Here is a 21,491-nt window from a genome sequence, read left to right on the forward strand (position 1 = left end):
CGACTGTCGGACAGCGGATGCGGGCGGAAGGTTGTACGTGGGCATGACGAAGGGGCCGTCCTGCCGGACGGCCCCTTCGGTGGTGTGTCGCGTTACTTCACCGGCTCCGGCTCCGGAGCGCTCTCGCTCTCCTCGTCGTCCGCCGGGCCGGCCGGGGTCTTGACGGACTCCAGCAGCAGCTGGGCGACGTCGACGACCTGGATGGACTCCTTGGCCCTGCCCTCGTTCTTCTTGCCGTTCACGGAGTCCGTGAGCATGACGAGGCAGAACGGGCAGGCGGTGGAGACGATGTCCGGGTTCAGGGAGAGGGCCTCGTCGACGCGCTCGTTGTTGATGCGCTTGCCGATCCGCTCCTCCATCCACATCCGGGCGCCGCCCGCGCCGCAGCAGAAGCCGCGTTCCTTGTGGCGGTGCATCTCCTCGTTGCGCAGGCCCGGGACCTTGCCGATGATCTCGCGCGGGGGCGTGTAGATCTTGTTGTGGCGGCCCAGGTAGCACGGGTCGTGGTAGGTGATGAGGCCCTCGACCGGGGTGACCGGGATCAGCCTGCCCTCGTCGACCAGGTGCTGGAGCAGCTGGGTGTGGTGGATGACCTCGTAGTCGCCGCCGAGCTGCGGGTACTCGTTGCCGAGGGTGTTGAGGCAGTGCGGGCAGGTGGCGACGATCTTCTTCGCCGACTTGGGCTTCGCCGACTCGGGCACGACCTTGCCGTCGTCGTCCGTCTCCTCGCCGAACGCCGCGTTCAGCGACATGACGTTCTCCATGCCGAGCTCCTGGAACAGGGGCTCGTTGCCGAGGCGCCGCGCCGAGTCACCGGTGCACTTCTCGTCGCCGCCCATGATCGCGAACTTGACGCCCGCGATGTGCAGCAGCTCGGCGAAGGCCTTGGTGGTCTTCTTGGCGCGGTCCTCCAGGGCGCCGGCGCAGCCGACCCAGTACAGGTACTCGACCTCGGAGAGGTCCTCGATGTCCTTGCCGACGACCGGGACCTCGAAGTCGACCTCCTTGGTCCACTCCAGGCGCTGCTTCTTCGCCAGGCCCCAGGGGTTGCCCTTCTTCTCCAGGTTCTTGAGCATCGTGCCCGCCTCGGACGGGAACGCGGACTCGATCATCACCTGGTAGCGGCGCATGTCGACGATGTGGTCGACGTGCTCGATGTCGACGGGGCACTGCTCGACGCAGGCGCCGCAGGTGGTGCAGGACCACAGGACGTCCGGGTCGATGACGCCGTTCTCCTCGGCGGTGCCGATCAGCGGGCGCTCGGCCTCCGCGAGGGCCGCGGCGGGCACGCCGGCCAGCTGCTCCTCGGACGCCTTCTCCTCGCCCTCCATGGTCTTGCCGCCGCCGGCCAGCAGGTAGGGGGCCTTGGCGTGCGCGTGGTCGCGCAGGGACATGATCAGGAGCTTGGGGGAGAGGGGCTTGCCGGTGTTCCAGGCGGGGCACTGCGACTGGCAGCGGCCGCACTCGGTGCAGGTGGAGAAGTCCAGCAGGCCCTTCCAGGAGAACTGCTCGACCTGGGAGACGCCGAAGACGTCGTCGTCACCGGGGTCGGTGAAGTCGATCGGCCTGCCGCCCGACGTCATCGGCTGGAGCGCGCCCAGGGCGGTCCCGCCGTCGGCCTCGCGCTTGAACCAGATGTTCGGGAAGGCGAGGAAGCGGTGCCAGGCCACGCCCATGTTGGTGTTGAGCGAGACCACGATCATCCAGATGAACGAGGTCCCGATCTTGATCATGGCGACCAGGTAGACCAGGTTCTGCAGCGTGGCGACCGACAGGCCCTTGAAGGCGAGGACCAGCGGGTACGAGGCGAAGTACGCCGCCTCGTAGTGGTCCACGTGGTGCAGTGCGCCCTCCAGGCCGCGCAGCACGTAGATCGCCAGGCCGATGGTGAGGATGACGTACTCGACGAAGTACGCCTGGCCCGCCTTGGAGCCCGCGAAGCGGGACTTGCGGCCCGGCCGCGACGGCAGGCTGAGCAGCCGGATGACGATGAGCACGGCGATGCCGAGCACGGTCATCACGCCGATGAACTCGATGTAGAGCTCGAACGGCAGGAAGCCGCCGATGACCGGGAGCACCCAGTCGGCCTGGAAGAGCTGGCCGAACGCCTGGGCGAGGGTCGGCGGCAGCGTCAGGAAGCCGACGGCGACGAACCAGTGGGCGATGCCGACGACGCCCCACCGGTTCATGCGGGTGTGGCCGAGGAACTCCCGCACCAGGGTCACACTGCGCTGATAGGGGTTGTCGGTCCGGGCACCGGCCGGGACCGGCTGGCCCAGCCTGAAGTACCGGACGAACTGGCCGATCGCGCGTGCGAGCAGCGCAACGCCGACCACGGTCAGGACCAGCGACACGATGATCGCGGCGAGTTGCATGGGGGCTCCTCGGGCCTGCGAGGGGTTTGGAGAGGGACTTTCGGGACGTCGACGGGGGCTCCACTGCGGCTTCCCCGAAATTACTAAGCGGTAACTTATGCAGTCCGTTCGAGACTACCCCCATCTCCGGTCGCACTGTAGCCGGGCGCGGGGTGATCTGAATCGCTGAGGGTCGCCTATGGCGGCGCCCCCGGGGGCGTCTCGAATGGCGTCCGGGATCTGATCGTGTTATTCGCGCTAAATCGGTCCATACGCCCCTAACTTATATCCGTGCTCTACGGGATCGCCGCCGCCGCCACCGCGCTGCTGCTCTCCGCCCTCCTCGCGGAACTGCTGCGCTCCCCCGCCCTGCGCCTGGGCGTCCTGGACCGCAGGCGCCGCCTGGCCGTGCCGCTGTCCGGGGGAACGGCCGTCGTACTCGCGACCGGGCTGGTGGCGGGGCTCGGCGACCGGGCGGGACTCGCCCCGCTCGGCACCGGGATCGGGCGGCTGCTGGCCGCCGGGGCCTGGGTCGGCCTCCTCGGGCTGGCCGCCGACGCGTGGCGGCTGCGGTGGTGGGTCCCGCTCGCCGGTACGGCCGTGGCGGCGGCGCTCGTCGTGCCGTACGCGGAGACCGGGACGCCGCAGGGGGTGCTCGCCGTGGGGTGGATCGTGGCGGTCACCGCCGCCTTCCGGGGGCTCGACCACACGGACGGGCTGGCCGGCACCGTGGGGGCGGTGACCGCGTTCGGGGTGGCGGCCTGCGCGGCGGCCGAGCTGATGGACGGGCTCGCGGTGCTGCTGAGCGTGCTGGCCGCCGCGCTCGCCGGGTTCCTGCTGCACAACTGGCATCCCGCGCGGGCCGGCCTCGGGGCGGGCGGCTCGCTGTTCGCGGGGTTCGTGGTGGCCTCGGCGGCGGTGTTCGTGCGGGCCGGGCAGGGAATCGGGACCGGCGCCGGGGTGTTGTCCGCCCTGACGGCCGTGGCGTGCGCCGACGCCGTGCTGGTGGTCCTCGGGCGGCGGCTGTCCCGGTGGCCGCTGACCCGCGGCCGGCCGGATCACCTCGGCCACCGGCTGCGGCGGCTCGGACTCGCCCCCCGCGCGGTGACCGTACTGCTCGGCGTGGCGGCGCTGGGCGGGGTACTCGTGGGGGTGGCCGCGCACACCGGGCGGGTGTCCGGGGGCGCGGCGGTGTGGGTGGCGGCGGTGGCCGCGGTGGTCGTCCTCGCGCTCGTACGGCTTCCCGTCACCCCTGTTTTTCGGCCCCGTCAGCGGTCTTCCGAGGCATCGTCGCAGGTCACAGGGCGGTTGCGCGTAAGGAACGGATAAGAGTTGAGTCTGCTCGACTCAGCTCTGTTGACCCCGCGCCGGGTGTCGTGCATGCTTGAGTCCGTTCCACTCAAGTCAGCTGGAGGAATCGAAATGGCACGTGCGGTCGGCATCGACCTGGGCACGACTAACTCCGTCGTCAGCGTTCTGGAGGGCGGCGAGCCCACCGTCATCACCAACGCCGAGGGCGCCAGGACCACGCCGTCCGTCGTCGCCTTCGCCAAGAACGGTGAGGTGCTGGTCGGCGAGGTGGCCAAGCGTCAGGCGGTCACGAACGTCGACAGGACCATCCGGTCGGTCAAGCGCCACATGGGCACCGACTGGAAGATCGAGCTCGACGGGAAGCCCTTCAACCCGCAGCAGATCAGCGCCTTCGTGCTGCAGAAGCTGAAGCGCGACGCCGAGGCGTACCTGGGCGAGAAGGTCACGGACGCGGTCATCACCGTCCCGGCGTACTTCAACGACGCCGAGCGCCAGGCGACCAAGGAGGCCGGCGAGATCGCCGGTCTGAACGTGCTGCGCATCGTCAACGAGCCGACGGCCGCCGCCCTGGCGTACGGCCTCGACAAGGACGACCAGACCATCCTCGTCTTCGACCTCGGTGGCGGTACCTTCGACGTCTCGCTGCTGGAGATCGGCGACGGCGTCGTCGAGGTGAAGGCCACCAACGGTGACAACAACCTCGGTGGTGACGACTGGGACCAGCGCGTCGTCGACTACCTGGTCAAGCAGTTCCAGTCCGGCCACGGCGTGGACCTCGGCAAGGACAAGATGGCCCTCCAGCGCCTGCGCGAGGCCGCCGAGAAGGCCAAGATCGAGCTCTCCTCGTCCACCGAGACCTCGATCAACCTCCCCTACATCACCGCCTCCGCCGAGGGCCCCCTGCACCTCGACGAGAAGCTGACCCGCGCCCAGTTCCAGCAGCTGACCGCGGACCTGCTCGAGCGCTGCAAGACGCCGTTCCACAACGTCATCAAGGACGCCGGCATCCAGCTCTCCGAGATCGACCACGTCGTTCTCGTCGGTGGCTCCACCCGCATGCCCGCCGTCGCCGAGCTCGTCAAGGAGATGACCGGCGGCAAGGAGGCCAACAAGGGCGTCAACCCGGACGAGGTCGTCTCGATCGGTGCCGCTCTCCAGGCCGGTGTCCTCAAGGGCGAGGTCAAGGACGTCCTGCTGCTCGACGTCACCCCGCTGTCCCTCGGCATCGAGACCAAGGGCGGCATCATGACCAAGCTGATCGAGCGCAACACCACGATCCCGACGAAGCGCTCCGAGATCTTCACCACGGCCGAGGACAACCAGCCGTCGGTGCAGATCCAGGTCTACCAGGGCGAGCGCGAGATCGCCGCGTACAACAAGAAGCTCGGCATGTTCGAGCTGACCGGTCTGCCGCCGGCGCCGCGCGGCGTCCCGCAGATCGAGGTCTCCTTCGACATCGACGCCAACGGCATCATGCACGTGACCGCGAAGGACCTGGGCACGGGCAAGGAGCAGAAGATGACCGTCACCGGCGGCTCCTCGCTGCCGAAGGACGAGGTCGACCGGATGCGCCAGGAGGCCGAGAAGTACGCGGAGGAGGACCACGCCCGCCGCGAGGCCGCCGAGACCCGCAACCAGGGCGAGCAGCTCGTCTACCAGACCGAGAAGTTCCTCAGCGACAACGCGGACAAGGTCCCCGGTGACGTCAAGACCGAGGTCGAGACCGCCGTCGCCGAGCTGAAGGAGAAGCTCAAGGGCGAGGACTCCGCCGAGATCCGCACCGCCACGGAGAAGGTCGCGGCCGTCTCCCAGAAGCTGGGCCAGGCCATGTACGCCGACGCCCAGGCCGCCCAGGCGGCCGGTGGCGCGTCCGCCGGCGAGGCCAGGGCCGACGACGACGTCGTCGACGCCGAGATCGTCGACGAGGACCGCAAGGACGGTGCGGCGTGACCGAGGAGACCCCGGGCTTCGACGAGCAGTCGCAGCAGCCCGACGTCCCCTCCGACGAAGCCGAGCCGAAGGCCGCCGCCCAGCCCTCCGCGGAGGAGGCGGCGGCCCCGGCCGGGGACACGGGCCAGGAAGCGGCCCTGGTGGCCCAGCTGGACCAGGCGCGCACGGCGCTCAACGAGCGCACGGCGGACCTCCAGCGCCTCCAGGCCGAGTTCCAGAACTACCGGCGCCGGGTCGAGCGCGACCGGATCGCGGTGAAGGAGATCGCCGTGGCGAACCTCCTGAGCGAGCTGCTCCCCGTGCTCGACGACGTCGGCCGCGCGCGGGAACACGGCGAACTGGTCGGCGGCTTCAAGTCCGTCGCGGAGTCGCTGGAGACGGTCATCGCCAAGATGGGCCTCCAGCAGTTCGGCAAGGAGGGCGAGCCCTTCGACCCGACGATCCACGAGGCGCTGATGCACAGTTACGCGCCGGACGTCACCGAGACGACGTGCGTGGCGATCCTGCAGCCGGGGTACCGCATCGGCGAGCGCACCATCCGCCCCGCGCGGGTGGCCGTCGCCGAGCCGCAGCCCGGCGCGCAGACGGTCAAGCCGGCCGAGGAGAGCACCGAGGCGCAGGACGGCTCGGAGAACAAGGAGAGCGGTGGCCCGGACGAGGGCTGACGCAGGAGTTGACGCAGGAAAGGAGGGACGTCGGGGATGAGCACCAAGGACTTCATCGAGAAGGACTTCTACAAGGTCCTCGGCGTCCCCAAGGACGCCACCGAGGCCGAGATCAAGAAGGCGTACCGGAAGCTCGCCCGCGAGTTCCACCCGGACGCCAACAAGGGCAACACCAAGGCGGAGGAGCGGTTCAAGGAGATCTCCGAGGCGAACGACGTCCTCGGCGACCCCAAGAAGCGCAAGGAGTACGACGAGGCGCGCGCGCTCTTCGGCAACGGAGGCTTCCGGCCGGGGCCGGGCGCGGGCGGCGGCACCTTCAACTTCGACCTGGGTGACCTCTTCGGCGGTCAGGCCGGCGGCCAGCAGGCGGGCGGCTTCGGCGGCGGCCTCGGTGACGTCTTCGGGGGCCTGTTCAACCGCGGCGGCGCGGGGACCACGCGTACCCAGCCGCGGCGCGGTCAGGACATCGAGTCCGAGGTGACGCTCAGCTTCACCGAGGCGATCGAGGGCGCGACCGTCCCGCTGCGGATGTCGTCGCAGGCGCCCTGCAAGGCCTGTTCGGGCACCGGCGACAAGAACGGCACGCCGCGCGTGTGCCCGACCTGCGTCGGCACCGGCCAGGTGGCGCGGGGCTCGGGCGGCGGCTTCTCGCTCACCGACCCCTGCCCCGACTGCAAGGGCCGCGGTCTGATCGCGGAGGAGCCCTGCGAGATCTGCAAGGGCAGCGGCCGGGCCAAGTCCTCGCGGACCATGCAGGTGCGCATCCCCGCCGGTGTCAGCGACGGCCAGCGGATCCGGCTGCGCGGCAAGGGCGCGCCGGGCGAGCGCGGCGGCCCCGCCGGTGACCTGTACGTCGTCGTGCACGTCGGCGCCCACCCGGTGTTCGGCCGCAAGGACGACAACCTCACCGTCACGGTCCCCGTGACGTTCGCCGAGGCCGCCCTCGGCGGCGAGGTCCGGGTCCCGACGCTGGGCGGTCCGCCGGTCACGCTGAAGCTGCCGCCGGGCACGCCCAACGGGCGCACCATGCGGGCCCGGGGCAAGGGCGCGGTCCGCAAGGACGGCACCCGCGGCGATCTGCTGGTCACCGTGGAGGTGAGTGTTCCCAAGGACGTGTCGGGGAAGGCTCGTGACGCGCTCGAGGCGTATCGCGAGGCGACCGCGGACGACGATCCGCGGGCGGAGCTGTTCCAGGCCGCGAAGGGAGCTTGATTGCAGATGGACGGCCGTCGACGCAATCCGTACGAACTGACCCACGACACACCGGTCTACGTCATCTCGGTGGCGGCCCAGCTCTCCGGTCTGCACCCGCAGACGCTGCGCCAGTACGACCGGCTGGGTCTCGTGTCGCCGGACCGCACGGCCGGCCGGGGCCGCCGTTACTCGGCCCGTGACATCGAACTGCTCCGTCAGGTGCAGCAGCTGTCGCAGGACGAGGGCATCAACCTGGCCGGAATCAAGCGCATCATCGAACTGGAGAACCAGGTCGACGCGCTCCAGGCCCGCGTGGCCGAACTGGAGGGCGCCCTCGACGGGGCGGCGGCGGCGATGCGCCAGCGCGAGGCCGCGGTGCACGCCTCGTACCGCCGTGACCTGGTGCCGTACCAGGAGGTGCAGCAGACCAGCGCGCTGGTGGTGTGGCGGCCCAAGCGGCAGCAGCAGGACTGAGGGCGCGGGTGTGAGGCGCCGCGGGAGGCCCGGAGGCCGAGTGGACCTCCGGGCCTCCCGGCTTATCCGCACAGGCGCGTGTGTGACTATCGTATGGCTGCGTGTCCAGATGATCCTCGCCTGACGTCCGCGGGTCTCTCACGAGTTCGGCACATCATGCCGTGTCCATCTCGTTAAGCGGCCGCCCTTGACGCCGGTGGGGGCTGAAGCGTTGGCTTTTCAGTCACATGGGCCGCAAAGCTGTGCCCACGTCCGAAACGCACCTGAAGTGAGCCTCCGCATGCGTCGTATCGCCATATCCGTGGCCGCCACCTCCATGTCCGTCATGCTCGCCGGATGCGGCGTGCTCAACGCGACAGGGAGCAGCGACGACGCGAGCCCGGGCAAGGGCGACGACGTCACCGTCGGGCTGCTGCTCCCGGAGAAGGCCAACACCCGGTACGAGCAGTTCGACTACCCCATCTTCAAGACGAAGGTGGAGTCGCTCACCGACAAGAAGGGCACCGTCGAGTACGCCAACGCCGAGGCGGACGCCGACAAGCAGGCGAGCCAGATGCAGCAGATGATCGACGACAAGGTCGACGTCATCGTGCTGGACGCGGTCGACGCGCACGGCATCGCGGACAGCGTGCAGAAGGCCAAGGACGCGGGCATCCCCGTCATCGCCTACGACCGTCTCGCCGAGGGCCCGATCGACGCGTACATCTCCTTCGACAACGGGCTGGTCGGCGAGGTGCAGGGTCGTTCCCTGCTGGAGTCCCTCGGGGACGACCTCAGCATCACCGACAAGGTCGTGATGATGAACGGCTCGCCGACCGACCCCAACGCCAAGCAGTTCAAGGCGGGCGCGCTCTCCGAGCTCAAGGGCAAGGTGACGATCGCCAAGTCCTACGACACCAAGGACTGGAAGCCGGAGAACGCCCAGGCCAACATGACCGAGGCGATCAACGCGATCGGCGCGGGCGAGATCGAGGCGGTCTACTCCGCCAACGACGGCATGGCGGGCGGCATCGTCAAGGCGCTGAAGGCCGCCGGCGTGACCGAGCTGCCCCCGATCACCGGCCAGGACGCCGAACTCGCGGCGGTGCAGCGGATCCTCGCCGGCGAGCAGTACATGAGCGTGTACAAGTCCTACCCGGACGAGGCCGAGAGCGCCGCGGAGATGGCCGTGGCGAAGGTGCAGGGCAAGGACATCCAGTTCGACGCGCTGACCCGCGAGCGGGTGGACAGCCCCACCGACAAGGACATCCCGGCGCAGCTCGTGCCCGTGGTCGCGCTGACCAAGGACAACATCGAGGACACCGTGGTCGCCGACAAGATCTACGAGGTCTCGGACATCTGCACCGCGGAGTTCGCGGCGGCCTGCGAGGCGGTCAAGCTGAAGTAGCCGCCCCGTCGATATTCGGCCACCCGCCGGTCTCCCGACCGGCGCCGGGCCCTGCCCATGTTGCACAGCCGGTTCCGGCCGCGCATAGTTGCGCTGCGGAAAGTGGCTGAACCGGGGGTGGGACGGGCGATGGCCGGGCACGGGACGGACGGGCATCCACACGGTGCTGACCGACTGTGCGACGCCGGGGATCGTGTGTACTCCCGGGCCGTGCGGCGCGGACGGCTGCCGCGCCGGGACGCGGAGCCGGTGCCCTGCCTGCTGGAGCTGGCCCTGCTGCACCCCGATCCCGACGACATGGACTGGCTCGTCCCCACCTCCCCGCAGGAGGTCATGACCCGGCTGCTGCGCGGGATGTACGACGAGGTGAGCGCCAGTCAGCGCCGGGTCGGCTCGGCCGTCGAGGCCTTCGAGTGGTACGCCGGGCTGGGCCGCCAGGTGCCCGCCTCGCGGTCGGCGGCGGAGGGCCCGGCGATCCGGGTGCTGGACGGGCTCGCCCGCATCCAGGCCGCGATGGACGAGGCGACCCAGGCGTGCACCACCGAGGTGCTCACCGTCCAGCCGGGCGGCATCCGGCGCGAGGCGGAGCTGTCGGAGGGCCTGCACCGGGCGATGGCGCTGCGCGGCCGGGGCGTGCGCATGCGGGACCTGTACACGCACGTCGCCCGGCACGGGCACGGCCTGCTCAGCTATCTGGAGCTGATGGGCGACGCGGTGGAGGCGCGCACGCTGGACGAGGTGATCGAGCGGCTGATCCTCTTCGACCGCACGGTCGCCTTCATTCCCGCCAACCCCGAGCGCACCATGGCGCTGGAGCTGCGCCACCCGGCGCTGGTGGAGTACCTGGGCACGGTCTTCGACCGGCTGTGGCGGCTCGCCATCCCGCTGACCGCCCCGCTGCCCGAGACCGGCATCGAGGGCATCTCGCACCGGGAGCAGTCCATCGCGTCCCTGCTCGCGGAGGGCCACCAGGACGCGGTGATCGCGGAGCGCCTGGGCATCAGCGTGCGGACCTGCCGGGCCCACATCGCCCGCCTGTCGGAGACGCTGGGCGCGGCCAGCCGCACGCAGCTGGGCGTCCGCATCGCCCAGGCCGGTCTGGACGGCTTCCGGCGCCCCGCCGGCACCCTGCCCGGCCGGGGACCCCGGACCGCCCGGTGAGACGGCCCTGCCGCCCCCGCGCGGTCACTGAGGTGCTCCCTCCTGGTTGAGGATCCCGGACTCCGCGATGAGGTAGCCGAGCTGGGCCCGGCTGCCGCTGCCGAGGGTGGCGGCGAGCTTGGCGATGTGGGCGCGGCAGGTCCGTACGTTCATGCCGAGGCGGCGGGCGATGGCCTCGTCCACGTGGCCCTCCACCAGGAGCTTGGCGATGGAGTGCTGGATTTCCGATATGCCGTCGGGCGCGGTCTCGTAGGGGGTGCCGGCGGCCAGCGGGACCGCGCGGCTCCACATGAACTCGAAGACCTTGATCAGGTAGCGGACGAGGCCGGTGTGCCGCAGCTCCAGGGCGACCTGGCGGTCGTCGCGCACGGGGATGAAGGCGACCGTCTCGTCGCAGATGATGAGGCGTTCCACCAGCTCGTCGATGGTGCGGTACTCCGCCCTGCCGTTGGCGAACTGCTCGACGTAGGAGAGGCGTTCGGGGTTGAACCGGGCGGTGTGCTGGTAGAGGGTGCGTATGCGCACGCCGCGTTCGATGAGCAGCCGGTCGCGCTCGAAGCCCTGGAGCAGGCTGCGTTCGGGCCGGTGCCCGCTCGGCTGGATGGTGAGCATCTCCGTCCGGCACTGCGCGGTGGCCAGGTCCAGCGCGCTGTTGATGCGGTCGTTGCCCTCGAGCACCGTGATCGAGTGGGTGGGGGCGATCTCCTGGGCACTGAGGGACATGAACGGCTCGAAAGCGTCGGCGAGTTCTATCGAGAGCCGCCTGCGTTCGGTGATCTCCCGTTCTATGGGGCTCAGCCGCTGGGCCAGCGCGATCGAGGGGAGCACCGGGCGCAGCCACTGCGCGTCGTCGGGATCCGGGTGAAGGAGGGCGAAGTCCATCAAGCAGGGCGCGGGCTCCACGTCGGCGCGGGCGATACGTCCCGCGCGCAGAGCATTCGCGTACAGTCGCACCCCCTCCTCGCACAGCTCAGTCACCGCATGAGGATGTCCCGTTCTAGACCGGTTCGTTTCCAAATCTCCACCCCCCAGGGTCCTGAACATGCAGGAACATGATGCACCGATCGTGTGGCCATGACGTGCCCGAATGAGCCATCGTCGTACTCGACGGGGGACAGAGGGGACCTTCAAGTGAGGACGAAGCCGACTATGGGTAAGAAAATGCTTCGCTCGGTGCTTGTCGCCGCCTTCTCCGTCGGTGTGGCCTTCGGGGTAGCGGGCGGCCTCTCCGAGGCGGGGGGAGACGTCCGGGCGGACAGCGTGTGGCCGCCGATCGTCGCGCAGGACGCGCCTCCGGGTGACAGCGTCTGGGCGGCCGGCCCGGTGCGCACGGATGACAGCGTGTGGGCGTGACATGACTACTCCACCCGACGACCGCTCCTTCCGCCGGGAGATGGCGACCGCCTACCGGTCCGGATGGCACTTCATCGACCTGGTCACCGCCATCCCCCACAGTGGTGACTCGTTGATGGTGACCGTCTTCGGTGAGCCGGTCGTCGTCACCCGTGACGAGGACGGTGACGTACGGGCGTACCGGTGCCTGCGGCGGCCCAGGGGGGCGCCGAAGCCCGTACGGTGTGCCATCCGGTACGGAATGATCTTTGTGAACCTGGACCAGCGGGACCATCGGCAGGTGGAGTCCGACTCCCCCGCCGCCCGGACCATCTCGGCCACCCCCCGCAGTGCCTGACGCGATTCCCCCGTCGTAAAAGATCGCGCAGGTGCTTCCCCCCGCAGCGGCGTCACCGTGACCTGAACACGGTGACGCCGCTGCATTTTTCCCGGACATGTCCCGGTATCGTCCCGGCCGGGTGATGGCCGGAAGCCGCCGCTCGCCTCACGGAACGTGAGGACGTCCTCACCCGCGGCCCATCGCGCGCGTGAGCGTGATCTCGATGACCACCCGTGACGGGTTCGGCCGCGGGGTCCGCCCGTAGCGCTCCGTGTACCGCCGCTCCGCCTCCGCGACCCGCTCGGGCTCCGTGCGGACCACCGCCCGCCCCTCCAGCGTCGCCCACCGCCGGCCGTCCACCTGGCAGACCGCGACGGCCGCGCCCTCGGCCCCCGCCGCCCGCACGTGGCGCGCCTTCGCGCTCGTCCCGCTGGTGATCACCCGGGCGAGCCGCGCCCCGGGGTCGTACGTCACCCCGACGGGTACCAGGTGCGGGGTGCCGTCCGGGCGGAGGGTGGTCAGCGTGCACAGGTGCTTCTCGCGCCAGAAGCCGAGGTACGACGCGTCCGGATCGCCCGGATCTACCGAGTACGTGGTGGTCATGGACCGGAACTTAGCCGCCGTGGCCCTCCCGTGGCACACCTTGAGTGGAATAGACTCAAGTTTGTGTACGTTGACCGAGTCAGCCGCGAAGGCCGCTGAAGGGTCACCGCAAAGAGGAGAACGGATACGTGGACGCCGAGCTGACCAACCGGAGCCGGGACGCGATCAACGCCGCCGGAAACCGGGCCGTGACCGAGGGACACCCCGACCTCACCCCCGCCCACCTGCTGCTCTCCCTGCTCGCCGGGCAGGAGAACGAGAACATCACGGACCTGCTCGCCGCGGTCGACGCCGACCAGGCCGCCGTACGCTCCGGGGCCGAGCGCATCCTCGCCGGCCTGCCGAGCGTCACCGGGTCCACCGTCGCACCGCCGCAGCCCAACCGTGAACTGCTCGCCGTCATCGCGGACGCCCAGGCCCGCGCCCGCGACCTCGGCGACGAGTACCTCTCCACCGAACACCTCCTCATCGGCATCGCCGCCAAGGGCGGCGCCACCGGCGAGGTGCTGTCCCGGCAGGGCGCCACCGCGAAGAAGCTGCAGGACGCCTTCCAGAAGACGCGAGGAGCACGCCGGGTGACCACCGCCGACCCCGAGGGCCAGTACAAGGCACTGGAGAAGTTCGGCACCGACCTCACCGCCTCCGCCCGCGAGGGCAGGCTCGACCCCGTCATCGGACGCGACCAGGAGATCCGGCGCGTCGTCCAGGTGCTCTCCCGCCGCACCAAGAACAACCCCGTCCTGATCGGCGAGCCCGGCGTCGGCAAGACCGCCGTCGTCGAGGGCCTCGCCCAGCGCATCGTCAAGGGCGACGTCCCCGAGTCGCTGAAGAACAAGCGGCTCGTCGCCCTCGACCTCGGCGCCATGGTCGCGGGCGCCAAGTACCGGGGCGAGTTCGAGGAGCGGCTGAAGACCGTCCTCGCCGAGATCAAGGACTCGGACGGCCAGATCATCACCTTCATCGACGAGCTGCACACCGTCGTCGGCGCGGGCGCCGGCGGCGACTCCGCGATGGACGCCGGCAACATGCTCAAGCCCATGCTCGCCCGCGGCGAACTCCGCATGGTCGGCGCCACCACCCTCGACGAGTACCGCGAGCGGATCGAGAAGGACCCGGCGCTGGAGCGCCGCTTCCAGCAGGTCCTCGTCGCCGAGCCGTCCGTCGAGGACTCCATCGCGATCCTGCGCGGGCTCAAGGGCCGCTACGAGGCCCACCACAAGGTCCAGATCGCCGACAGCGCCCTCGTCGCCGCCGCCACCCTCTCCGACCGCTACATCACCTCCCGCTTCCTCCCCGACAAGGCCATCGACCTCGTCGACGAGGCCGCCAGCCGCCTCCGCATGGAGATCGACTCCTCGCCCCTGGAGATCGACGAACTCCAGCGCGCCGTCGACCGGCTGAAGATGGAGGAACTCGCCCTCGGCAAGGAGACCGACGCCGCCTCGCTCGAACGCCTGGAGCGCCTGCGCCGCGACCTCGCCGACAAGGAGGAGGAACTGCGCGGCCTCAACGCCCGCTGGGAGAAGGAGAAGCAGTCCCTCAACCGGGTCGGCGAACTCAAGGAGAAGCTCGACGAACTGCGCGGGCAGGCCGAACGCGCCCAGCGCGACGGCGACTTCGACACCGCCTCCAAGCTGCTCTACGGCGAGATCCCGGGCCTGGAGCGCGACCTGGCGGCCGCCTCCGAGGCCGAGGAAGAGGTCGCCAGGGACACCATGGTCAAGGAGGAGGTCGGCGCCGACGACATCGCCGACGTCGTCGCCTCCTGGACCGGCATCCCGGCCGGCCGCCTCATGGAGGGCGAGACCCAGAAGCTGCTCCGCATGGAGGACGAACTCGGCAAGCGGCTCATCGGCCAGATCGAGGCCGTGCGCGCCGTCTCCGACGCCGTACGGCGCTCCCGGGCCGGCATCGCCGACCCCGACCGCCCCACCGGCTCCTTCCTCTTCCTCGGCCCGACGGGTGTCGGCAAGACCGAGCTGGCGAAGGCCCTCGCCGACTTCCTCTTCGACGACGAGCGGGCGATGGTCCGCATCGACATGTCCGAGTACGGCGAGAAGCACAGCGTGGCCCGGCTGGTCGGCGCCCCGCCCGGCTACGTCGGCTACGAGGAGGGCGGCCAGCTCACCGAGGCGGTCCGCCGCCGCCCCTACAGCGTCGTCCTCCTCGACGAGGTCGAGAAGGCGCACCCCGAGGTCTTCGACATCCTGCTCCAGGTGCTCGACGACGGCCGCCTCACCGACGGCCAGGGCCGCACCGTCGACTTCCGCAACACCATCCTGGTGCTGACGTCCAACCTGGGCAGCCAGTACCTGGTCGACCCGCTCACCACCGAGACGGAGAAGAAGGAGCAGGTCCTGGAGGTGGTCCGGGCCTCCTTCAAGCCGGAGTTCCTCAACCGCCTCGACGACCTGGTCGTCTTCTCGGCGCTGACCAAGCCCGAACTGGAACGCATCGCGCGCCTCCAGCTCGACGGCCTGGCCCGCCGCCTCGCCGAACGCCGCCTCACCCTGGACGTCACCCCCGAGGCGCTGGCCTGGCTCGCCGAGGAGGGCCTGGACCCCGCCTACGGCGCCCGCCCGCTGCGCCGCCTCGTCCAGACCGCCATCGGCGACCGCCTCGCCAGGGAGATCCTGGCCGGCGAGATCAAGGACGGCGACACGGTCCGCGTGGACCGCTTCGAGGACGGCCTCCTGGTGGGCCCGGCCACCGGCAAGACCCTGTAGCCCCCCGGGTCCCGCCCCGGCCGGGAGGCCGGGGCGGGACCCGGCAGTCACACCGGCGGCCGATTCGACGGCGGCCGTCGGCCGGGGCAGGTTGCCCGGCACGGGGCAAGAGAGAGAGGGTGGGATGTACGTCTGGTCTCAGCGACGGCCGGACGCCAGACGACGTAGGAGTGTCCCAGTATGACCATCGACCCGTCCTCGATTCCGAATTTCGGGGGCCAGCCCGAGCCGCAGCCGCAAGGACCGGCGGGCCCCGTCGTCCCGGATCAGGACCTCGTGAAGCAGCTCCTCGACCAGATGGAGCTCAAGTACGTCGTGGACGACGAGGGCGACCTCGCGGCGCCGTGGGAGCAGTTCCGCACCTACTTCATGTTCCGTGGGGAGGGGGACCAGCAGATCTTCTCCGTCCGGACGTTCTACGACCGGCCGCACCAGATCGACGAGAAGCCGCAGCTGCTCGAGTCCGTCGACGACTGGAACCGGCGCACCCTGTGGCCCAAGGTCTACACCCACACCCACGACGACGGCACGGTCCGCCTCATCGGCGAGGCCCAGATGCTGATCGGCATGGGCGTCAGCCTGGAGCACTTCGTCTCGTCCACGGTCAGCTGGGTGCGGGCCGCGATCGAGTTCGACAAGTGGCTCGTCGAGCAGCTCGGCCTCGAGCAGGAGATCAACGAGGCGGACAAGCCCGAGGACGACGAGTAGCCCGTCCCCGGGTACGCCGTTTCGGCGAGTACGGCGACGACGTACCCGCCGTGCGTGAGGAGAGCCCGGCCCGGACAGCCACTGTCCGGGCCGGGCTCTCGCGCGCTCAGCGGGTTCCGGCGGCCTTCAGGCGGCGGGCGGCCTCCTCCAGTACGGACCGCTGCTTGCAGAAGGCGAACCGGACGAAGGGGGCGCCCATGTCGCGGTGGTCGTAGAAGACGGCCGTGGGGATGGCGACGACGCCCGCGCGTTCCGGCAGGGCGCGGCAGAAGGCGATGCCGTCGCTCTCGCCCAGGGGGCGGATGTCGGCGGTGATGAAGTAGGTGCCGGACGGGCGGTGGACCGTCAGGCCCGCCTCCTCCAGCCCGGCCGCCAGGACGTCCCGCTTGGCCCGCAGGTCGTCCCGGAACCCGGTGAAGTACGTCTCGGGCAGGGCGAGGGCCTCCGCGACCGCGTACTGGAAGGGGCCGGCGGAGACGTAGGTGAGGAACTGCTTGGCCGAGCGGACCGCCGTCACCAGCTCCGGGGACGCCGTGATCCAGCCGACCTTCCAGCCGGTGAAGGAGAAGGTCTTGCCCGCGCTGGAGATGGTCACCGTGCGGTCCCGCATGCCCGGGAAGGTGGCCAGGGGGAGGTGCTCGGCGTCGTCGAAGACCAGGTGCTCGTAGACCTCGTCGGTCACGACGAGCAGGTCGCGTTCGACGGCCAGCCCGGCGATCACCGCCAGTTCCTCGCGGGTGAGGACGGTGCCGGTCGGGTTGTGCGGGGTGTTGATCAGCAGCAGGCGGGTGCGGTCGGTGACGGCGTCGCGCAGTTCGTCGAGGTCGAGGCGGAAGCGTCCGTCGCGCGGGCGGAGCGTGACGGGGACGCGGGTGCCGCCGGCCATGGCGATGCAGGCCGCGTAGGAGTCGTAGTACGGCTCGAGGGCGATCACCTCGTCGCCGGGCTCCACCAGGGCGAGCAGCGCGGCGGCGATCGCCTCGGTGGCGCCCGCGGTGACCAGGACCTCGGTGTCGGGGTCGTACGAGAGGCCGTAGCGGCGCAGCTGGTGCGCGGCGACGGCGGTGCGCAGTTCGGGGACGCCGGGGCCCGGCGGGTACTGGTTGCCGCGGCCGTCGCGCAGGGCCCGCACGGCGGCCTCCCTGACCTCCTCGGGGCCGTCGGTGTCGGGGAAGCCCTGGCCCAGGTTGATGGATCCGGTCCGCAGGGCCAGGGCGGACATCTCGGCGAAGATCGTCGTCCCGAACTCGGCGAGCCGGCGGTTCAGGAGGGGGCGCGCGCTGGAGGTCATGGCGGTCATCCTGCGCCGAAGCTCTGGAGTTCCTCAACTCTGCTTTGGCCCGCGCGGGCGGAGGGCATCTCCCGGTCACACACGTGAGCGAGGCGCCCACGGGGGGCCGCTTCGGGGGATCACGGGGGAACGAAAGGAGGGTGGCGCCATGGTCTTCGGCATCATCCTGGCCGGTTTCATCCTGATGTTCGTGGTGTCCGGCGTGGTCGGGAGGCGCAGGGCGGCCCGCAGGGCGGCGTTCCGTCCGGTGCGCCGTCCCGCCGCTTCGTCCGGCGGCCGTAGCGGCCGGAGCCGTGACAGCTGGTGGGCGGGGGACGGGGGCAGCGGCGGGTCCTGCGGCTCGTCGTCGGACTCCGGCGGGGGATCGTCCTGCGGTGGTGGCTCGTCCTGCGGAGGCGGGTCGTCCTGCGGGGGCGGCGGCGGGTGCGGCGGAGGAGGCGGCTGACACGGGGCAGCCCGCCTCCCCCGCGGGGGACGACGCATCCGCGACAGCGGGGTCCGCACCTGGGCGGGCCCCGCTGTGCCGTGCCGGGGGGGACGGCGCACCGGCGTGTGCCGTCACCTCGGGGCGCGCGCGGCGGTTGAACAGTTGAGCTGGGGAGCCCTCCAGGGGATGGAAAGCCCACGAAGTTGGGTAAAAACCCTGTGGCGGCACCACAGTTCATGATTGCCTGTAAAACACCGATGCAGCCCTCGGGCTCCCCGCGGACCCTTCCTCCGGCCGGGTGACCGGGCTGACGGGCCGAGTCCCCCGGAGCGACCGGGGTGCGCGGACCCTTCATCTCCCTCTCCTTGTGTGCTTGCGGAGCCGATCCATGCTCACGACCCTGAACACCGCCTACTCCGACACGCGCGCGGCCGATCTCGCCTGGGCGCTGGGACGCGAGCCGCTTCCCGCGCTGGCCGCACTCGATCTCGAACTGGCGGGGATAAGGGTTCAGTTGAGGCTGCTCGGCGCGTCCCACCAGGTGCTCCTCGAGGAGGAGCGGGGCCTCTGCTCGGAGACGGTGGCGTGCATTCCGGGCAGCAGCACGCCGCTTCCGCTGGGCGTGGCCAAGCGGGTGGACGACTGGGAGTACGAGTTCGCCGCCCGGGTGGAGGTGCTCTCCCCGGGGTCCTTCGCGGGTCGCGCCCAGGAGTTGCTGGCCCTGGTCTCCGACCATCCGCAGGGTCTCGCCGGGGTCTTCCCCGGCAGTCCGCACGCGTTCACGGCGATGCTCGCCCAGCGCCACGAGGGCCAGGTGCACTGGCGGACCTGGCACGCCTACCCGCAGGAGGGGCAGCTGGTGGCGACGCGGACGAGGGTGGGGGTGCGGGTGAGGTCGGCGGCGTGAGGCCGGTGGAGTGAGGGCGGCGGCGTGAGACCGACCGAGGGGGCCATCGCTCCTACCGATATCGGGCAGACGTAAACAAAGAACACACGTGTGGGTGACGTACTGCGGTGGAGGCGTAACGTAACGTCGCTGGGGTGATCGAATCGCAGGCCCCCGCACCGCCCGGCTCCGCGCAGTCCTGGGACGGTCCGGGCGGCCCCGGCGGCGACGCGGGAAGCACGCTGCGGCTGCCGGTGCGGCAGGGCACGGGGCGGTTCCTGGTCCTCGCGGGGGTGTTCGTCTGTGCGGCCTGCGGACTCGTGTACGAGCTGGAACTGGTCGCGCTCGCCGCGTACTTGATGGGCGACTCGGTCACCCAGGCGTCGGTCGTGCTGTCCGTGATGGTCTTCGCGATGGGCATCGGGTCGCTGGCCGCGAAACGGCTGCGGCGGCACGCGGCGGCCGGGTTCGGCGCCGTCGAGGCGGCCCTCGCCCTCGTCGGCGGGTGCAGTGCGATGGCGCTGTACGCCGTCTTCGCCTGGACGGGTGACTGGGGCGGTGTGTGGGCGAGCGGCCCGCGCTCCCTGCTGGTCGTCTTCTCCTTCGCCACCGGGCTGCTGATCGGGGCCGAGGTTCCGCTGCTGATGGAGCTGATCCAGCGGATCCGCCGGCAGGACGCGGGGGGCGCGGTGGCCGACCTGTCCGCCGCGGACTACGTCGGCGCGCTCGTCGGCGGGCTCGCCTTTCCCTTCCTCCTCCTGCCGCTGCTGGGCCAGTTGACCGGCGCGCTGATCACGGGGACCGTCAACGCGGTCGTGGGCGGGGCGCTGGTGCTCGGGCTGTTCCGGCGGGACCTCACGCGCCGCGCCCGCCGGCTGCTGATGGCCGCCAACGCGTGCGTGCTCGTCGTCCTCGCCTCGGCCGCCGTCCTCGTCGACGACTTCGAGCGGGCCGCCCGGCACGCCATGTACGGCTCCGACGTACGCGTGGCCCTGCGGACCGATGTCCAGGAGGTGCTGCTCACCGGCGGGCGGGACGGGCGGCCCCTGAACCTGTTCCTCGACGGACGGCTGCGGGTCGGCGGCCGGGACGAACTCCGCTACCACGAGGCGCTGGTGCACCCCGCGATGACCGGGCCGCACACCCGCGTGCTGGTCCTCGGCGGAGGTGACGGGCTGGCCGTCCGCGAGGTGTTGCGCCACCCCGGCGTGCACCGGGTCGACGTCGTCGAGATCGACCCGGGCGTGGTGCGGCTGGCGCGCCGCGATCCGGCGCTGTCCGCGCTGAACGCGCACTCCCTCGACGACCCGCGCGTGCGGGTGACCGCCGCGGACGCCTTCGACTGGCTGCGCGGGGCGCCCCCGGCGGCGTACGACGTCGTCGTCTCGGACCTGCCGCACCCCGGGATCACCGCGAGCACCAAGCTGTACGCGCGGGAGTTCTACGGACTGGCCCGGCGGGTGCTGGCGCCCGGCGGGCGGCTCGTGGTGCACGGGGGCGCGGTGGCGTCCCGCCCCCGCGACTTCTGGACGGTGGACTCGACGCTCCGCGCGGCGGGGCTGCGCACCGCCGCGTACCGGGTGAGCGGCCGGCGGGCCGGTTTCGCCGCCGGACCCGACCGGGGGGCCACGGCCACCGCCCACGCCCCCCGCGACTGGGGGTTCGTCCTGGCCGCCCGCGCCCGGCCCGAGCCGCGCCTCGATCCCGCCGGACCGCGTCCGCGCACGCTCACCGACGCCTCCCTCGCGGCGGACGTCCGGGCGGCGGAGCGCACCCGGGTCACCGGTCTGCCGCCGTCCACGCTGGTGCACCCCCGGTACACCGGTTGAGCCCCCTACTACGTTCCGCGCCGACGCGCCGTGACTTCCCGCCGACGGAGGTGCAGCCCGGCGCCGCGTGGGTAGGCTCCGCACTCATGGAGCACGAGGTGTTCGTTCCGGTCGAGGCGGAGCGGCTCAGGGAGGTGCTGGACGACCCCGCGCGGGTCGCCCGGGCGGTGCCCGGGCTCCAGCACGACGCCGGTGCGGATCCCGTCGCCGGGCGGCTGAAGGTCCGGGTGGGCAGCCACTCCGTCACCTATCGGGGTGCCGTACGGGTGTCCGCGCGGGACGACGGTTCCTACGCCGTCGAGGGCGACGCGGCGGAGACCCGCGGCAGCGGCTCGGTGGAGTTCGCGCTGCGGCTGCGCCTGCGGGACGCGGAGGGCGGCACCGCCCTCATGGCCGAGGGCACGGCGACGGCCGACGGCCGGATCACCGAGCTCCCGCCGGAGGCGGTGGCCTCGGCGGTCTCCCGCCTGCTGGACCGCTTCGCGGAGAACCTGGGCGCCGACGCGGCGGAGCGGACCTCCGGCCCGGAGTCGCCCGAGCTCCTGTCGGCGGGCGACTTCGAACCCCGGGCCACCACCGACTTCGAGACCACCCCGGACGCGGACGACACCCCACCGCCGGCGCCCACCCCGGACACGGGCGACGTCCCGTCGCCGGCGTCCGCTCCGGACGAGGGCGCGAAAGCCGGGGACGCGGGTGACGCCCCGTCGTCGGCACCCGCTCCGGATGAAGGCGACGCCCGGCCGTCGGCGTCCGCCCCGGACGAGGGCGTGAAAGCCGGGGACGCGGGTGACGCCCCGTCGTCGGCACCCGCTCCGGATGAAGGCGACGCCCGGCCGTCGGCGTCCGCCCC

At 71.3% G+C, this 21,491-nt stretch carries 18 protein-coding genes; 14 read left to right on the forward strand and 4 right to left on the reverse strand.

Annotated elements, in window-relative coordinates; genetic code table 11:
• Positions 1–92 precede the first annotated feature (92 nt).
• Positions 93–2,375 carry a heterodisulfide reductase-related iron-sulfur binding cluster gene (locus ACFY3N_RS08640; protein ID WP_390815863.1) on the reverse strand — a complete coding sequence of 761 codons (2,283 nt, stop codon included), beginning with the start codon at positions 2,373–2,375 and terminating at the stop codon, positions 93–95.
• A 270-nt stretch (positions 2,376–2,645) separates the two neighbouring features.
• Between ACFY3N_RS08640 and ACFY3N_RS08645 the strand changes: the two genes are divergently transcribed.
• From ACFY3N_RS08645 to ACFY3N_RS08675, 7 genes are all read left to right on the forward strand, one after another.
• A complete protein-coding gene (locus ACFY3N_RS08645) occupies positions 2,646–3,683 on the forward strand; it encodes an MraY family glycosyltransferase (protein WP_390815864.1) in 1,038 nt (345 codons plus the stop codon).
• Between the two features lie 93 nt (positions 3,684–3,776).
• Positions 3,777–5,615 (forward strand): molecular chaperone DnaK, encoded by a 1,839-nt coding sequence (gene dnaK / locus ACFY3N_RS08650; protein WP_390815865.1) that lies wholly within the window; start codon positions 3,777–3,779, stop codon positions 5,613–5,615.
• The gene (gene grpE, locus ACFY3N_RS08655; protein ID WP_390815866.1) at positions 5,612–6,280 is read left to right on the forward strand and encodes a nucleotide exchange factor GrpE; all 669 of its coding nucleotides are present in this window, start codon (positions 5,612–5,614) and stop codon (positions 6,278–6,280) included. Before dnaK ends, grpE begins: the two co-directional genes overlap by 4 nt.
• 36 nt (positions 6,281–6,316) lie before the next feature.
• A complete protein-coding gene (dnaJ, locus tag ACFY3N_RS08660) occupies positions 6,317–7,492 on the forward strand; it encodes a molecular chaperone DnaJ (protein ID WP_390815867.1) in 1,176 nt (391 codons plus the stop codon).
• A gap of 6 nt (positions 7,493–7,498) precedes the next feature.
• Positions 7,499–7,948: a heat shock protein transcriptional repressor HspR gene (locus ACFY3N_RS08665; protein ID WP_390815868.1), complete on the forward strand. Its 450-nt coding sequence runs from the start codon at positions 7,499–7,501 to the stop codon at positions 7,946–7,948.
• Positions 7,949–8,228: 280 nt separating this feature from the next.
• Entirely contained in the window at positions 8,229–9,335 is a 1,107-nt protein-coding gene (locus ACFY3N_RS08670; RefSeq protein WP_390815869.1) for a sugar ABC transporter substrate-binding protein, read from the forward strand.
• A gap of 129 nt (positions 9,336–9,464) precedes the next feature.
• Entirely contained in the window at positions 9,465–10,496 is a 1,032-nt protein-coding gene (locus ACFY3N_RS08675) for a LuxR C-terminal-related transcriptional regulator (RefSeq protein ID WP_390816066.1), read from the forward strand.
• 24 nt (positions 10,497–10,520) lie between these two features.
• Here the strand turns inward: ACFY3N_RS08675 and ACFY3N_RS08680 are convergent, their stop codons facing one another.
• Positions 10,521–11,540 (reverse strand): helix-turn-helix transcriptional regulator, encoded by a 1,020-nt coding sequence (locus tag ACFY3N_RS08680; RefSeq protein ID WP_390815870.1) that lies wholly within the window; start codon positions 11,538–11,540, stop codon positions 10,521–10,523.
• A 129-nt stretch (positions 11,541–11,669) separates the two neighbouring features.
• Here ACFY3N_RS08680 and ACFY3N_RS08685 point away from each other — a divergent pair, with 129 nt between their 5' ends.
• Both ACFY3N_RS08685 and ACFY3N_RS08690 read left to right on the forward strand, forming a co-directional pair.
• On the forward strand, positions 11,670–11,849 hold the full coding sequence (locus ACFY3N_RS08685) for a hypothetical protein (RefSeq protein ID WP_390815871.1): 180 nt from the start codon (positions 11,670–11,672) through the stop codon (positions 11,847–11,849).
• A gap of 1 nt (position 11,850) precedes the next feature.
• Positions 11,851–12,186, forward strand: coding sequence for a hypothetical protein (locus ACFY3N_RS08690; RefSeq protein ID WP_190096337.1), 336 nt, complete (start codon positions 11,851–11,853; stop codon positions 12,184–12,186).
• A 168-nt stretch (positions 12,187–12,354) separates the two neighbouring features.
• Here ACFY3N_RS08690 and ACFY3N_RS08695 read toward each other — a convergent pair whose 3' ends face one another.
• Positions 12,355–12,771 carry a pyridoxamine 5'-phosphate oxidase family protein gene (locus tag ACFY3N_RS08695; protein ID WP_390815872.1) on the reverse strand — a complete coding sequence of 139 codons (417 nt, stop codon included), beginning with the start codon at positions 12,769–12,771 and terminating at the stop codon, positions 12,355–12,357.
• Positions 12,772–12,899: 128 nt separating this feature from the next.
• On the opposite strand from ACFY3N_RS08695, the gene clpB reads away from it, so the two are divergent.
• Together clpB and ACFY3N_RS08705 are read left to right on the forward strand one after the other, a co-directional pair.
• The gene (gene clpB, locus ACFY3N_RS08700; protein ID WP_390815873.1) at positions 12,900–15,497 is read left to right on the forward strand and encodes an ATP-dependent chaperone ClpB; all 2,598 of its coding nucleotides are present in this window, start codon (positions 12,900–12,902) and stop codon (positions 15,495–15,497) included.
• Positions 15,498–15,677: 180 nt separating this feature from the next.
• Entirely contained in the window at positions 15,678–16,205 is a 528-nt protein-coding gene (locus ACFY3N_RS08705; protein WP_030827697.1) for a YbjN domain-containing protein, read from the forward strand.
• Positions 16,206–16,311: 106 nt separating this feature from the next.
• Here ACFY3N_RS08705 and ACFY3N_RS08710 read toward each other — a convergent pair whose 3' ends face one another.
• Complete coding sequence (locus ACFY3N_RS08710) at positions 16,312–17,505, reverse strand: pyridoxal phosphate-dependent aminotransferase (RefSeq protein ID WP_390815874.1); 1,194 nt, start codon at positions 17,503–17,505, stop codon at positions 16,312–16,314.
• 806 nt (positions 17,506–18,311) lie between these two features.
• On the opposite strand from ACFY3N_RS08710, the gene ACFY3N_RS08715 reads away from it, so the two are divergent.
• The 3 genes from ACFY3N_RS08715 to ACFY3N_RS08725 all read left to right on the forward strand — a co-directional run.
• Positions 18,312–18,830 carry a DUF2617 family protein gene (locus ACFY3N_RS08715; RefSeq protein ID WP_390815875.1) on the forward strand — a complete coding sequence of 173 codons (519 nt, stop codon included), beginning with the start codon at positions 18,312–18,314 and terminating at the stop codon, positions 18,828–18,830.
• A gap of 134 nt (positions 18,831–18,964) precedes the next feature.
• On the forward strand, positions 18,965–20,638 hold the full coding sequence (locus ACFY3N_RS08720) for a polyamine aminopropyltransferase (RefSeq protein WP_390815876.1): 1,674 nt from the start codon (positions 18,965–18,967) through the stop codon (positions 20,636–20,638).
• A gap of 86 nt (positions 20,639–20,724) precedes the next feature.
• The coding region (locus ACFY3N_RS08725; RefSeq protein ID WP_390816067.1) for an SRPBCC domain-containing protein at positions 20,725–21,491 on the forward strand (767 nt) is incomplete at its 3' end.

Source organism: Streptomyces sp. NPDC000348 (assembly GCF_042898795.1).
In the GTDB taxonomy this organism is placed as follows: Bacteria; Actinomycetota; Actinomycetes; order Streptomycetales; family Streptomycetaceae; genus Streptomyces.